This is a genomic window from Aeromicrobium sp. CTD01-1L150, from assembly GCF_041951745.1.
Taxonomy (GTDB): Bacteria; Actinomycetota; Actinomycetes; order Propionibacteriales; family Nocardioidaceae; genus Aeromicrobium.
On sequence record NZ_CP169555.1, the window covers coordinates 101087 to 115579 of the forward strand.

12 protein-coding genes are annotated in these 14493 nt (G+C 70.3%); 4 read left to right on the top strand and 8 right to left on the bottom strand.

Going from position 1 to position 14493, the window contains the following annotated elements:
- Positions 1–7: 7 nt before the first annotated feature.
- Together ACEVFP_RS00480 and ACEVFP_RS00485 are read right to left on the bottom strand one after the other, a co-directional pair.
- Positions 8–352 carry a nuclear transport factor 2 family protein gene (locus ACEVFP_RS00480; RefSeq protein ID WP_375001381.1) on the bottom strand — a complete coding sequence of 115 codons (345 nt, stop codon included), beginning with the start codon at positions 350–352 and terminating at the stop codon, positions 8–10.
- A gap of 89 nt (positions 353–441) precedes the next feature.
- Positions 442–1581, bottom strand: a complete 1140-nt coding sequence (locus tag ACEVFP_RS00485; RefSeq protein ID WP_375001382.1) for a 5-methyltetrahydropteroyltriglutamate--homocysteine S-methyltransferase — start codon at positions 1579–1581, stop codon at positions 442–444.
- A 172-nt stretch (positions 1582–1753) separates the two neighbouring features.
- Between ACEVFP_RS00485 and ACEVFP_RS00490 the strand changes: the two genes are divergently transcribed.
- On the top strand, positions 1754–2536 hold the full coding sequence (locus ACEVFP_RS00490; RefSeq protein WP_375001383.1) for a GAF domain-containing protein: 783 nt from the start codon (positions 1754–1756) through the stop codon (positions 2534–2536).
- Positions 2533–3246, top strand: a complete 714-nt coding sequence (locus ACEVFP_RS00495) for a GAF and ANTAR domain-containing protein (protein ID WP_375001384.1) — start codon at positions 2533–2535, stop codon at positions 3244–3246. The genes ACEVFP_RS00490 and ACEVFP_RS00495 overlap by 4 nt, the downstream gene beginning before the upstream one ends.
- 10 nt (positions 3247–3256) lie before the next feature.
- On the opposite strand, the gene ACEVFP_RS00500 is transcribed toward ACEVFP_RS00495, so the two are convergent.
- Genes ACEVFP_RS00500 through ACEVFP_RS00520 form a run of 5 tightly spaced genes read right to left on the bottom strand, consistent with a single transcriptional unit; the run spans position 3257 to position 9650 of the window.
- Positions 3257–4024, bottom strand: coding sequence for a hypothetical protein (locus tag ACEVFP_RS00500; protein ID WP_375001385.1), 768 nt, complete (start codon positions 4022–4024; stop codon positions 3257–3259).
- Positions 4025–4040: 16 nt separating this feature from the next.
- Positions 4041–5453 carry a polysaccharide deacetylase family protein gene (locus ACEVFP_RS00505; RefSeq protein ID WP_375001386.1) on the bottom strand — a complete coding sequence of 471 codons (1413 nt, stop codon included), beginning with the start codon at positions 5451–5453 and terminating at the stop codon, positions 4041–4043.
- A gap of 8 nt (positions 5454–5461) precedes the next feature.
- A complete protein-coding gene (gene glmS / locus ACEVFP_RS00510) occupies positions 5462–7285 on the bottom strand; it encodes a glutamine--fructose-6-phosphate transaminase (isomerizing) (RefSeq protein WP_375001387.1) in 1824 nt (607 codons plus the stop codon).
- Entirely contained in the window at positions 7285–8274 is a 990-nt protein-coding gene (locus ACEVFP_RS00515) for an NAD-dependent epimerase/dehydratase family protein (protein ID WP_375001388.1), read from the bottom strand. The genes glmS and ACEVFP_RS00515 overlap by 1 nt, the downstream gene beginning before the upstream one ends.
- A complete protein-coding gene (locus tag ACEVFP_RS00520) occupies positions 8271–9650 on the bottom strand; it encodes a nucleotide sugar dehydrogenase (protein ID WP_375001389.1) in 1380 nt (459 codons plus the stop codon). Before ACEVFP_RS00520 ends, ACEVFP_RS00515 begins: the two co-directional genes overlap by 4 nt.
- 253 nt (positions 9651–9903) lie before the next feature.
- Between ACEVFP_RS00520 and ACEVFP_RS00525 the strand changes: the two genes are divergently transcribed.
- A complete protein-coding gene (locus ACEVFP_RS00525; protein ID WP_375001390.1) occupies positions 9904–11193 on the top strand; it encodes a glycosyltransferase in 1290 nt (429 codons plus the stop codon).
- Here ACEVFP_RS00525 and ACEVFP_RS00530 read toward each other — a convergent pair.
- A complete protein-coding gene (locus tag ACEVFP_RS00530; protein ID WP_375001391.1) occupies positions 11134–13776 on the bottom strand; it encodes an AAA family ATPase in 2643 nt (880 codons plus the stop codon). The genes ACEVFP_RS00525 and ACEVFP_RS00530 overlap by 60 nt on opposite strands.
- Before the next feature lie 299 nt (positions 13777–14075).
- Here ACEVFP_RS00530 and ACEVFP_RS00535 point away from each other — a divergent pair, with 299 nt between their 5' ends.
- Complete coding sequence (locus tag ACEVFP_RS00535; RefSeq protein WP_375001392.1) at positions 14076–14486, top strand: hypothetical protein; 411 nt, start codon at positions 14076–14078, stop codon at positions 14484–14486.
- The last annotated feature ends 7 nt before the right edge of the window (positions 14487–14493 follow it).

Sequence of the window (14493 nt, forward strand, 5' to 3'; positions counted from 1 at the left end):
GATCTCGTCAGCCTTCGCGGATCGTCATGGACGCGATCCGGTCGCCGTCCACGGCGAAGGCGAAGCTGGACAGCCCGTTGGCGTGCGTGCTGCGCCAGTCGCCGATCACGGTGACGGTGCTCTCCTGCGGTCCGTCGACCGTCACCTCCTGCGGGGTCAAGGTGCCGGTGGCGCCGATGAACTCCTTGTCGCTCCACGCCTTGATGGCCTCGCGCCCGGTGAAGATGCGACCCCAGTCGTCGACGAACCCGTCGTCGGTGAAGGCGTCCAGGAAGCCCTGCTCGTCGTGCCGGTTCACGGTCTCGATGAACGAGGCGACGGGCTCGGGGACAGCCGATGGTGACGTGGTCATGGTTCCTCCCGGTGGTCGTGGTCGGTCCTACCGTGCCACGCCGTCGCGGCGGACGGAATCTTCACCCCGCCAAGAGGTCCCAGGTGCACCTAGAGCGAGCCCCACACATCGGTGGCGACCGAGACGATCAGCTCGAGCTTGGCCTTCTGCTCATCGATGGTCAACGAGTTGCCCTCCACCGTGGAGGAGAAGCCGCACTGCGGCGACAGGCACAGCTGATCGAGGTCGACGTAGCGGGCCGCCTCGTCGATGCGGCGCTTGAGGTCGTCGGGGGACTCCAGCTCACCGCTCTTGGTCGTGACCAGGCCCAGCACGACGCGCTTGCCCGGTGCGAGGTAGCGCAGCGGCTCGAAGCCGCCGGAGCGTTCGTCGTCCCACTCGGCGAAGAACCCGTCGACGTCCAGGCCCCCGAAGACCGCCTCGGCCACGAAGTCGTACCCCCCGGAGGCCGCCCAGGAGGAGCGGAAGTTGCCCCGGCACATGTGCGTCGTGACGACCATGTCGTCCGGCTTGTCGGCGAGGGCCTCGTTGATGTGCTCGACGTAGCGCTCGTGCTGGTGCTCGGCGTCGCCGCCGATGGAACGGACGTGCTCGCGCTGCTCGGGGTCGTTGAGGTAGGCCAGGCTCGTGTCGTCGAACTGCAGGTATCGCCCGCCGAGAGCGTGGACGCCCCGCACCTGGGAGGCGTACGCGGCGGACAGGTCTGCCCAGAACACATCCTCGTCGGGGTAGACCTCCGGGTCGATCGACGCGCGGCCGCCGCGGTAGTGGACCATCGACGGGCTCGGCACGGTGAGCTTGGGGACGAGCTCGGCTGACACCTTGGCGGCCTCGTCGCGCAGGAAGGTGAAGTGCTCGCCGAAGATGGGCTCGTCGATGTGCACGGGCTCGTCGACGTGCAGTCCGGAGGGCGTGAAGTCGATGTCGCCCTCGGCGTTGTGGAAATGGACGGCGATGTCGCCCTCGGTCCGGTTGATGCCGCCGATCGCGTAGATGAAGTCCATGTGCCACGACGCGCGGCGGAACTCCCCGTCGCTCACGGTGCGCAGCCCGGCGTCGGCCTGCAGGGCGACGACGTCGCTGATGGCCTGGTCCTCGGCTGCGCGCAGGTCGTCGGCAGAGAGTCTTCCGTGAGTGAACTCCTCCCGTGCGTGCAGCAGTGGTTCGGGGCGCAGCAAGCTGCCCACGTGATCAGCTCGGAACGGCGGGCCGGAGTTGGAGGCGTCCATGCGGGCAACGTACCGAGGCGGTTGGTCCAGTCAAGGGCGACTTTCATACAGCGAAAGCCTGCTTCAGGCAGCCCGACCCGTCGGCCAGTGAAGCGATCCGGGGCGGCGCCTGACATGGTTCGGCTGACCGCCTGGCTCATCGGTGCGACCCTGAGACCAGGGAGACGGACCGATGCCGACCCGCCATCGCATGCCGGTCCGCAACCACCAGGTTCGAGGAGCGTCCACGATGGACACCGCAGGAACCGAGAACGCCTTGGTCCGCTTCGCCTCGGCCCTGGCGAGTCAGGATGCCGGGCAACGACCGGCCGACCGGCTCGGCACCTCGGCCTGCGCTGCGCTGGAGGCCGACGGGGCCGCGATCACGATCGACGTGATCGACACGGGCCGGGTGCTCCTGACGGCGACCACGCAGTCCGTCGAGCGGTTCGAGTGCCTGCAGGACGTGTGTGGCGAGGGGCCGACCCACGACTGTTCCATGACCGGTCGGCCTGTGACGTGGTCGCCCGAGCGCGACGACGGCGATCGGTGGCCGCAGCTCAGCACCTCTGCCCCTGGCGCCGACCTGAGAGGCACGTTCTGGACCGTCCCGATGCGCCCGGCTCGCATCGTCATCGGTGTGCTGACGCTCCATCGGGATGTGGGCCACTTCCGGACCGATCCGCCGGCGGCGCAGGTCATCGCCGATGCCGTGGGGGCGGCGATCCTGCGCGACCCCGGAATCATCGAGTCCGACGGGGACAGCGGCGGCCCGGGGTCCTGGCGCGAACGTGCCAGGGTCCATCAGGCGACCGGGATGGTCGTCGCACAGCTGAGGGTCTCCTCCAGCGACGCCCTCGCGATGCTCAAGGCCAGGGCGTATGTGCGCGAGGTCGAGCTGCTCACCGTCGCCGGCGACGTGATCGAGCGGCGCATCGACTTCTCCGCCAGGCACGGCGCCGAGGGACCGTCATGACCAGACACGTCCATCAAGCCCTCGCGGAGGCATCGGCGGCCTTGGTGGGTGAGCACGACGTCGCGGGCACCGCGCGGGCGATGGTCGGCGGCGTGCTCCGTTCCGTCGACGGCGAGATCTGCGGCATCATGCTGGGCAACAACCTCGGAGTGCTCGAGGTCCTCACATGTGGTTCGCACCGCGCCGAGGAGCTGGACCTCTTCGAGGGCCTGTCCGTCGGTGGACCGTGTGCCGACGCCTGGCACGGCGACACCGTGGTGACAGCCTCGCTCGACGAGGCCCGGCGAGACTGGCCGGACGTGGCCGAGGCGATGCGTGCGGCAGGTCTCGGATCGGTCGCGGCGGTCCCGTTGCGGTGGTACCGCGAGCCGCTCGGTGCGCTGGTGGTCTTCTGGACCGGTGCGGCAGACGTCACCGCCGATGACCGGGCCGTCCTGCAGGCCTTCGCAGACCTCTCGATGCTGCTGGTCATCCATGCCGATCGGGTGTCGGTCCGCTCTGCCGCCCAGCGGGTCGATGCCGCGCTCGCCGGGCGGGTCATCATCGAGGAGGCCAAGGGCGTCCTGGCCCACGAGGAGAACCTCACCATGGAGCACGCCTACGACCGGCTGCGTCAGCTCGCCGACGTCAGCGCGTTGACGTTGACGGACGTGGCGAGACGGATCGTGCGCAACGCTGCCATGGGCGGCGAGAAGCCCACCGCCGGCTGACCGGCGGTGGTCAGCGCACGCGGGCCGGTCCGGCACCGCCGGTCACGAGTCGCGTCCACGGTCCGGGCGGGACCTGGGCGGCCTCGACGAAGCGCCAGTCCACGGTGTCGGTGGAGCCGTCCAGCTCACTCAGTCCGAGACATCCGTTCACCGCGGGCGACACGTCGAGGCCGGCGCCGTTGAACCGCCGGTTGGCCGGACGCCGGTCGTCATGGCCGAAGACGTACGCGGCGTCGTCGTAGACTCCCGGGCCGGCGTCCTGGACCTGGGCGAAGCACACGCGGCCCCGGTGCCGCAGCTCGACCCAGCGATCCTTCATCAGGCTCACCGATCGGTTCCCGACGTGCCGGGCGTAGGGCGCCCGACCGGCCCAGGGGACGACCTCGCCACGGCGCGCGAAGCCGTCCTCGTCGTTGACGTCGTCGTACGGGAGATCGAGGTAGAAGGGATTCTCCCGAGGGGTCATGGCGGTGGGGAAGTAGTCGTTGGCCGCCACGCGGGTCTCGGTCTCACAGCGTCCGCCCCGTACGATCCCGTCGCAACCGCCGTAGCTCCTCTCCCACTGCGAGTCGTAGGTCGAGAACGACTGACGGCCGTCCGCTGCGAAGGCGTCGAAGATCTCACCCACCCAGAAGGTGGTCACCACGATGTCGGTGTGCCACGGATGGGGACCCGCCACTCGCCCCCCGCTGCACGGGAGCTGGCAGCAGAGGACGGCGGCGATGCACACGGTGATCAGCGTCGCCGCGATCCCGGGCACCGTTCGGGGGGTGTCCACCGTGGCGCTCTGCCCATCACGGGATCATCGCGTCGACGGCGCCCGCGATGCGTGGGGTCGTCGACGACGGGGTGTCGATGGGCGGGGCGTCGGCGGGCGGGGCGCCGATGCTGTCGTAGAGCTCGTGGTCGTCGGTGACGAGCGTCCCGTCGCTGAACAGGTTGAGCCCTGCGCTGATCGCCGTGCTGCCGTCCGGGATCCTCGGCGTCCTCCAGACGGCCTGCGTGAACCTCTCGGTGGCAGGGAACCACGGGCTGGAGGTCCAGTAGTGCCATGCCCCTCGGGCGTCCCTGAGGTAGACGGCGAACTGGGTCGGGACCGTCGAGGTGTACCAGGACCGGACCGAGTAGCTCCGGCCGGCCATGACCGGTGGTGCGCAATCGCCCATGTCGAACGTGGGCAGCCACTTGGCATCGCCGTCGACGTGGTCCGTGACGCGGACGGACGCCCCGCGACCGGCTCGACCCTCGCTCGTGCCGTGCAGTGCGGAGTTCGAGCCGTAGCCCCCGCGCATCCAGCAGGTGGGCGTCCCGTCAGGGCCGATCTGCTCCATCCCCGGGTTGGCCACCCCGTTCTCGCCGGGTGCGAGCGGCTCGCGCGCGGGTCCACGCACCACGGGCCTGCTGGGTCCACCGACCGCATCGCCGACGGACCTCACCACGGTGCCGAGCTTGTGCCGTGGGCCCAGCCAGCGGACGAACTGCTTCAGGATCGTGGGGGTGACGGAGATCTGGCAGCCGCTCGTGCAGATGTTGTGGAACGTGATCTGCACCCACCCGCCGGTGCGCTCGGCCCGCTTCACCACGCCTTGGAGGTCGGCGAGCGTCCAGTCGTTGTCGACCTGGTCGGGCGCCCTGGTCGCGTACGGGTCGGTGGGCGGGAGGGTCTCGGCGTGGCCGCATCCGGGACAGGCCCCCCCGGGCCGCTCGAGGCCCCCGAGCAGCCGAGCACTGTTGTACCCGCACTCCTCGGCGGTCCGCTCGACGGCGGCGTTGCTGCGCGCGTACGGATAGGCAAAGCTCCGCACGAAGAACCCCCACGTGACCAACGCCGCGCGGTCGTCGCAGATCTGACGGGTGGCCTCAGCGCTGGACACCGCCGTGAGATCCGGGTGGTGGATGGTGTGCCCGCCGATCTCGTGGCCGGCGGCGGCCATGGCTCGCAGGTTGGAGAGACTCAGGTGCCCGGGGGAGTCGATGAGACCGGAGGGGACGTAGAAGGTTCCTGGCATGCGCGCCTTCGTCAGGATGTCCGCGGCCTGCTTCTGGTTGTCGTTGCCGTCGTCGAAGGTGAGGCTGACGACGGTCTGTTCTGCCGGGGAAGCGGCGGTGGTGGCGTCGGTCGGCGGTGACGACACATGGGCGAGGACGGTCGAGAGCAGGGTGCTCAGCACCAGGAGGATCCGGTTGACGATGGTCTGGGGTCTCATGGGGCGTCCTACTCGACGGTGACGGACTTGGCGAGGTTGCGGGGGCGGTCCACGTCGCGGCCCAGTGCGGTGGCGAGCTCGCGGGCGAGCAGCTGCATGGCCACGACGGACTCGAACGGGCCGCACCAGTCCATCCCCACGATCCCGCTGGTGGACTCGGGGACCCCGAGCGCCGGGATCTCGGCTCCGAAGCCCCCGACGCGGATGACGTGGGCCCCGCGGGCCATGACTTCTGAGATGTTCGCTGCCAGACGCCGGCCGCCGGGATCGACCACCACCACGGGTGTCCCGTGCTCGATGAGTGCGAGCGGGCCGTGCTTGAGGTCACCGGCCGGGTGGCTCTCGGCCCAGCGGTAGCTGAGCTCCTTGAGCTTCAGCGCGCCCTCTGCCGCGTAGAGGGCGCCCGTGCCCCGGCCGAGGAAGAGGAAGCCGGAGCTCGAGGTGAGCCCGGCGACCAGCTCGGAGACGGCGGGGACCGAGGCCCCGATGGCCTGGGAGAGCACCTCGGGTGCTCGGCGGAGGTCGTCCACCAGGCGTCGTGCGGTCCCCACGTCGAGGCGGTCGGTGGCCGTGAGCAGCGACAGCGCGAGGCACCAGCCCGCAAAGAGCTGGGACATGTAGGTCTTGGTCGCCGCCACACCGATCTCGGGGCCCGCCTGGCATCCCATCACCGCGTCGGCCCGGCGTCCCAGCGCCGAGTGCGGGTTGTTGGTGATCGCGACGACGGGGTGCTGCGGCGCGATCACCTCGAGTGCTGTCAGGACGTCGGCGGTCTCTCCGGACTGGCTGAGCGCGATGATGAGGGTTCCGGGCTCGATGACGCTCTCGTCGGCCTCGCTCGCGACGATCGACTGGTGGGGGAGCGCGCCCACTCGCCCGAGCACCGAGGCCACTGCTCGGCCGGCGTTGAGGGAGGTACCGCAGCCCAGGACGGCGATCCGGGTGGGATCGGGCAGGCCGAAGGAGCGCCACAGGTCGGGGCCGGCAGCTGCCCGGCCCCATCGATCGAGGAGCCTGGCGACGACGTCTGGCTGTTCGTGGATCTCCTTGCTCATGAAGTCGGGGTGCAGGCTGACGACGTTCGCTCGCGGCACGACGTCCTGGGGGATCGGTGACGGGCTCGCCGAGGCCCGGCCCTCTCGTCGCCAGAGCTGTCCGTCCCGGCCCGCTCCGACCGCGACGATGTCGCCGTCCTCGAGGACCCGGTAGTCCTCGACCCAGGTGTCCAGGCAGCCGGCGTCACTGGCGATGAAGTGGTCCTCGCCCGATCGCGCCACCACGAGGGGGGACCGGTGGGCGCTCGCGACCAGCTGACCCGTCACGGCGTCCAGGACGACCAGTGCCCACGACCCCTCGAGCCGGGCGACGGCCTCCTCCGTGGCCGTGACGACGTCGGCGCTCGGGCGGCGTCGCACGACGTCCTCCACGAGGTGGGCGACGACCTCGCTGTCCACCTCGGACTCCAGGACGTGCCCGGCGAGCTCCAGCTCGTGGCGCAGGTCCGCGGCGTTGTGCAGGATGCCGTTGTGGACGATCGCGAACCGCCCGCTGCAGTCGACGTGCGGGTGGGCGTTGGCCTCCGAGACCGTGCCGTGGGTCGCCCACCGGGTGTGCCCGATGCCCGACCCGACGTCGGACCGGGGCTCCCAGGCGGGCAGGCGTCGGGTGAGGTCATTGACCCGCCGGGTGGTCCGGAGCCGGCGGACCAGACCGTCGCCCCCTGCGGTGGCGATGCCTGCGGAGTCGTAGCCGCGGTACTCCAGTCGCGCCAGTGCCTCGACGAGGTGCGGCGCGGTGGCACGCGTCGTCCGGCAGGCGATGATGCCGCACATCAGGTCACCGCGGCGCTGGGCGCCGACCGGGGGTCGAGGAGGTGCTCGGCGACCCGGGCGATGACGGTGTCCAACGGGGTGCTCGGCCGGTAGCCGATGAGTGCGTGGGCGCGGGAGTTGTCGGGGACGCGGCGTCGCATGTCCTCGAACCCCGGACCGTAGGCCAGGTTGTACGGCACGAGGTCGACCGGGCTCGGGCTCCCGGTGACCGCGAGGATCCTGCGCGCCAGGTCCAGCATGCTGATCTCCTCGGCGCCGCCGAGGTTGTAGGCCGAGCCGTGGGCGCCCGGTTCTCCGGCCAGCGCCACCATCGCCTCGACGACGTCGGACACATAGGAGAAGCACCGGGTCTGTCGCCCGTCCCCGTACACGGTGAGGGCCTCGCCGCGGAGCGCCTGCCCGACGAGGCGAGGCAGCACCATGCCGTACTGGTCGCTCTGCCGTGGCCCGACGGTGTTGAACAGCCGGACGATGGTGACCGGCAGGGAGAGCTCGTTCCAGTAGGCATGGGCGAGGGCCTCGTCGAGTCCCTTGGCGGCGGAGTAGCTCCACCGAGCCACCAGGGGCGAGCCCAGCACCCGGTCGGCGTCCTCGTGGAGCAGGTCGGAGGTGTTCTTGCCGTAGACCTCGCTCGTCGACGCCAGGAGGACCTCGGCTCCCGACTGGTGGGCCGCCTCCAGCACCATCTCCGTGCCATGGATGTTCGTCCGCATGCTCGACAGCGGCGAGTCCACGATCAGCCTCACCCCCACGGCCGCGGCGAGGTGGTAGACGCGGTCGGCGCCGTCCATCGCCTGTCTCACGGCGGCGGGGTCGGTGACCGATCCTCGCCGCAGCTCGACGTCGGCCCGACCGATGAGGTGGTCCAGGTTGCGGCTCCGACCGGTGGAGAGGTCGTCCAGGACCGTGACGTGCTCACCGTCGGCGAGCAGCCGCTCGACGAGGTGGCTGCCGATGAAGCCGGCTCCGCCGGTGACGAGGCTTCTCATGAGGACACCCGGTCGTTCCCGGCGCCGGAGCGATAGGTCACGTCGAGGACGAGCTGGCCGGCGCGCATCCAGTCGAGGTCCGCCCCGGTGTGGGGGGTGTGCACCAGCACCAGCGCCGGGTTGAAGCGTCCCGGGTCGCGTACGGGGACGAGCTCACGTCCGCTCGGCAACGTGAGGTGCTCGACGTGGTCGTCGACGTACCCGATGCCTGCTCCTGCTTCGGCGAGACGGTCGAGGATCTCCAGGGCGGGGGACTCCCGGACGTCGGCCACGTCGGGCTTGTACGCCACCCCGACGATGAGGATGCGAGCGCCGGACAGGCTGGTTCGCTGGTCGGCCAGGAGGGTGCGGACGCGCTCGACGACCCGCGTCGGTCGATCGGCGATCTGTGCCATCGCGGTCGTGATCATCGGTGCGTTGACGCGCGTCGCCCGTAGCTGCCACAGGAGGTAGTGCGGGTCGCACGGGATGCAGTGCCCGCCGACGCCCGGGCCCGGGCGGAAGGCCATGAACCCGTAGGGCTTGGTGGCGGCTGCGCCGATCACCTCGGTCACATCGATGTCCAGGGTGCTGCAGATGTCGGCGAACTCGTTGGCCAGGGCGATGTTGACGGCACGAAACGTGTTCTCCAGGAGCTTGGTCATCTCGGCGACGGCCAAGGACGGCACCGCGTGAACCGAGGTCGCGTATCCGGCGAGTACCTCGGCGGCGCGCTCGGTGCAGGCCGCGGTGGCCCCGCCCACGACACGGGGGACGTCCTCCTGTGCCACGGAGACGCTGCCGGGGTCGATGCGCTCGGCACTGAACGCGACGTGGATCTCCTTGCCTGCTCGCAGTGCACGGCGTCGGGCCGGCCGGACCAGCAGCTCCTCGGTGCACCCGACGTACGTCGTGGACGTCAGGAGCAGGAGCTGACCCGGCACGGCCTGGTCCACGACCATCTGGCAGGCGCCGCGCAGGATCTGCAGGTCGGGAACCAGGTAGCGGTCCACCGGCGTGGGCACGCAGATGATGACGGCACGGGCGCCGGAGAGCGTGGCGATGTCGTCGGTCAGCAGGAAGTCGTCGGAGGCTCTCGTCGTCGCGAGCCGGTCGTGGTCGCTGCTGATCAGATCGGCCCGGCCCGCGGCGATGTCCGCCAGACGGTCGCCTGAGACGTCGAGAGCGACGACGCGGTGGCCGGCAGCGTGGTGGGCCAGGGCCGTCGGCAGTCCGACGTAGCCGAGACCGACGACGGCGACGTCGTGGGTGAAGAGGTTCTCCGGTGCTGGTGGTGCGGGTGTTGGCGTGGCCGGCAACGCGGTGCGCGCGGTCCCGTTCGGCGGGCGCCTCGGCGGGTCGGCGGACAGCGTCGACGCAGTGTTGACAGTGTTCATGTGTCTGGTTCTCCCGTGGGTGTTCGGCCGCAGTGCACCGAGTGGTGGCCCCGTCGTCCGTTCCCCGACGTCGTGCTCCAGTCACTGTGCGGTTGCCCCCGGGGTCGGTCAACGAGTACGGGGAAAGTCGGCGGGGACCCGCCGGAGGACCTGCGGGGCGGGTGCGGGGTGGGTGCGGGGCCCGCATCGAGTGTGCGGACGATCGGCACCGTCGAACCGGCGCCGCGCTCCTACGATGAGCGCTGGAGGTCCGATGCTGATCGTGGTGACCGCTGTCCTGCTGCTCGGCCTCAGCACACTGTGCTGGTCCGGCGTGGGTGCGATACGGCTGATGAGGAGTCGGGGCGAACGAGAGCCCGAGGCATCCTTGACGCGCGCGGACGTCGCCGTCCTGATCGCGGCGCGCGATGAGGAGCTGGTGATCGGTGCCACCTTGCGCTCGGTCATGGAGCTCGTCGATCCCCGCCAGGTGTTCGTCGTGTCCGACGACTCCAGCGACGACACGGTGCGACTGGCTCGGTCCCATGGTGCGCGGGTCATGGAGCTGGTCAGGAACCGGGGCAAGGCTCGCGCCATCGTCGCGGGTCTGCGTCACTTCAGCCTGGCCGAGAGGTTCGCGGTCGTCATGCTGCTGGATGCCGACACGCGACTGTCGCCGGACTACTTCTCCAGTGGTCTCCCGCTGTTCGAGTCCGCGGAGGTGGTGGCCGTGGCCGGCAGCGCCAGGACTCTTGAGCCGGGCAGGATGAACGGGAGCCTGCGCAGCATCGTGCTCGCCTACCGCGAGCGGACCTATGTCGCCTTCCAGACGCTGCACAAGTTCGGCCAGGCCGCGGCCCGGGCCAACGCCGTCGCCATCGTGCCCGGGTTCGCCAGCATGTACCGGTCCACGGTCCTGCGTCACATCGACATCGCCGCCCCTGGCCTGGCGATCGAGGACTACAACATGACGTTCGAGGTCCATGCCAAGCGGCTCGGACGGGTTGCGTTCGACCCGCGATCAGCCGTCGCCTACACGCAGGACCCGGACACGATGGGGGACTACGTCAGCCAGATGAGCCGGTGGGGCCTCGGCTTCTGGCAGACCCTGATGAGACATCGGTGGCAGCCTCGGCTGTTCTGGGTCTCGCTCGCGGTCTTCGCCGTCGAGGTGGTGCTGAGCAGCATCGTCGCGCTCGGCGTGCTGGTGCTGGCCGTCACGGCGGCCGGCGGATGGATGCTCGACGCCGTGGGACTTGGGTCGGCGGCCGGATCGGCCCTGGCCGGGTTGCCGTGGTTGCTGCTGGCCGCGATCATCGTGGTTCCGGACGTCGTGATGAGTCTCTACGTCGCCGTGCTGACGCGGCGGATCCGTTTCGTGGTGTACGCCCCGGCCTTTCCCGTGCTGCGCCTGGTCGATGCCTTCGTGTCTCTGCGGGCACTGTCCCGCGCTGTCCGCGGCGGGTCCAGTGGCCGGTGGCGCAGCCCGGCGCGACGCCCTACGTCAGGTCCAGTCGGTCCTTCGGGCGGACTGGTTGAGCACCTCGACCAGGTCTCGGCGTGAGGTCACTCCGGCGAGCCGGTACAGCCGGGTCAGCCGCAGCTCGACGGCGCGGACCGAGAGGTGCAGCGCCTCGGCGATGTCGCGGGTTCGCTGACCCGCGACGAGGCGTTGCACGATCTCCTGTTCCTCGGTGGAGATCGCCCCCAGCGGGCTCTGGTCCTGCGGCGTCTCGGGCTGTCCCCCGAGCCTGCGTGCCCAGGACTCCGCGCCACACTGCTCGAACGTTGCGGCTGCCTGTGTGCGGGTCTGGCAGGACGCGGCGGGGTCGCCGAGCTGCTTCTGCCGGTGGCTGAGCGCGCCCTGTGTGCGGCCGAGCTCGTAGGCGGAGTCGTCCGGGCCGAACATCCCGATGGCCTGCGTGAACAGCTCGAGCGACCTCTCGTCCTGGGTGGAGATGGCCCGGCACCGCGCCACGGCCAGCTCACCCCATCGGGACGGGTGCGTCGTGACGCGTTGCTCGAGCAGCCGGGTGGCGACATCGGCCTCCTGGTGTCGCTCGGTCCGGGCGCAGGCTTCGACGTAGTCGGCCCAGTGCCGCAGCAGGGTGGGGTTGCGGAACCGCGTCGACAACGCCGTCACCTGACGCAGGTCTCGTACGGCCTGGTCGTGGTCACCGGTGAGCATGGCGACCGCGCCTCGCAGTGCGATCGCCCGGGCGCGCAGTCCGGAGTTGCCCGCGCGGGTGGACCGTGCGAGTGATGCCTCGACGTGTCCGTGGACCTCGTCGATCGCTCCCAGGGAGTAGGCGCACCACCCTCGGATCCAGGGTTCGTCGGGGTGCGCCTCCAGGGTCCAGGGTGAACGCTGCTCCCAGGCCCGGGTGGCGATGCGGGCCATCCTGAACTCACCGGCGTCGAGCTCGTTCTCGATGGACATGTAGGTGGCGATGCTCGCCCACAGGGGGTCGGGTCCGTTGATGACCACCGCGAGCATGTCTCGGGCCTGCTGGTGGTGTCCTCGCAGGGCCAGGGCGCGACCCCGCATGAGCAGGAGGTCGGTGGGCAGTCCCGGTGCCGGCGCCAGGGGGAGCAGCACCGGCTCGGTCGGCTCGGGAGTGCCGTCGAGGGCGTCGAGGATCTCCCCGGCGGCGCTCAGCCTCTCGCGTGTGAGGCGGTGCGCCGGCTCGGTGTCGCGCCCGACGGTGAGGAGATCGCGGGCCGTCTCGACCTCCCAGCTCTCGGCGCGGTGGAGCACGGCCAGGCACAGCAGCACATCGACCCGATCCCTTCCGTCGAGGCCGTGGTGTCTCACGACCGTGCGTACTTCGTCGTCCACGGCCGGACCATCGCGAAGGATCTGGCTGGCGAGCCGTACCGAGGCGAGCGCGATCGGCTGGTCGGTGCTGAACGGCGTGTTCTCACGTGTGCTGTAGCGGGCCGTCAGCGCGAGGTGGCGATGCTCGAACAGGCAGGTGCAGAGGACGACCAGGGCATCGGTGTGGTCATCGAGGCTGTGGCTCCGGCGCAGGGCGCGCTCGGCGAGCTCGACGGCCGCGTCGGTGTGGCCGTCGTTGACGAGCTGGGCCGAGGCTCGCAGCAGATCGTCGACCGTTCCGGTCGTGTCACGTCCGAAGCTCTCGTGCCACACCGTGAGACTGGCGTCGTAGGACGAGGTGGCCCTGGCCAGACGCGCATGGATCGCCCGCCGGTCACGGGCCGAGCCGGTGGAGGCGAGAAACGTACGTACCCGTGGGTCGGCCAGCCTGATGTACTGACCGCTGCGCACGAGCAGGCCGTCCTCGACAAGGTCCTCCACGACGTGCGGTGAGCCGTCCAGGAGGTCGCCGAGGGCCATCGCGTGACACAGCGGAGCCAGTGACGCGATCCGCAGGATCTCCAGGGACGCCGGGTCCAACGTGTCGAGGACGGCCGAGGCGATCCGTTCGTGCACCGTGGACGAGGCCGGGGGGAGCTTGAGCCCGGTGGGTCGCTGCGCGGTCCCGGGTGCCAGCTCGTCGAGGTGCGCCAGCAGGACTGCCGGGTTCCCGCCCGAGCGTTGAGCGATGATTCGCGCGCTCGTGCGATCGGTGCTCGGGTGCTCGTCGGCGACCTGCATCTGGGCCGCCTCGCTCATCGGACCGATCGCCACGGTGGGCATTCCCTCGAAGTGCTCGGCCGGTGCTGGCTCGGTCGCGGTGAGGACCAGGCGCAGCCCGGTCCCACCCAGATGGGCTGCGATCGTCCCCATGAGGGCGAGGCTGTCGGGGTCGAGGTCGTCGACGCCGTCGATGAGGATGCCCGTTGGTGGGAAGGACATCCCCTGGAGCAGGGCGATCAGGTCGTGCGCTGCCGCGTGCAGACCGTCGGGCTGCTGCGAGCGCAGCGTGACGTGGCGAACCAGGTCGGCCGACTCCAACCCTCGCAGGGAGCTGATGAACGCCGCGATGCCCGACAGGGGGTAGGAGGACTCCGCGGCGCGAACCCGGACGACTGTGGTGGGAGGCCCGGCATTCCCGGCGATCTGCTGCAGGAGGTGTGACTTGCCGATCCCGGGCTCGCCCAGCACCAGGAGCGCGTCCTCGCGAGTGGCGTCGAGCAGGTCAAGGGCCCGTCTCAGGACGTCGTCGGGCTCAAGTCGTTCCACTGCGTGTGCCTCAACGCCGGTTGGGCGGCCCCCATGTCCTCGCGGTGGTACCTCATGACGCTCATCTCCTGGAATTGAGCCCCGCCCCTGGAGTTCGAGGCTACAACAGGGGTGGTGCGGAGCACTGATGATTGTGGAAACGTCCCGGCATGCTCGCCGGCGTCGAACGTCTCGCCACGCGATGACGGGAGGATCGTGGTGCCGTGAGGGACGGTTCGCGACCTGACGTCGGCGTAGCGGTTTACGAGCGCTGCTGATCGTGCCGACAGCCGCACCTGGGCCACGACTAGACTGTGGTGGTGCTGATCGTCAGGTACGAGCTCTCGGACGGAACTCTCGGCGAGGACATGGTCCCCGCCGGGCACAAGTGGACCTTCGGCCGCCCCGGAGGGGAGGAACCGCCCACCGTCGGCGTCGACGACCGTCGGGTGAGCCGCACGGCGCTCGTCATTCGTGACAGCGGCCCGGGCCCGGTGGTCTTCCGGGGCCAACGAGGTGAGACCGCCAATGTCGCGCTGCGCTCGCTCGACGGGTCGGTCCAGTGGCTCGACGAGGGCACGGCCGGCCACCTGACCCACGAGGCGCGTCGGGTCGAGATGCACGTCGGCATCGAGCACATCATCACCCTGGAGGTGGAGTTCAGTGACCGGCCGAGCGTCGTCGAACGACAGCAGCGAGTCTCCTCGGCCTTCGACTACTCCGCCGAGTAGACCGGCG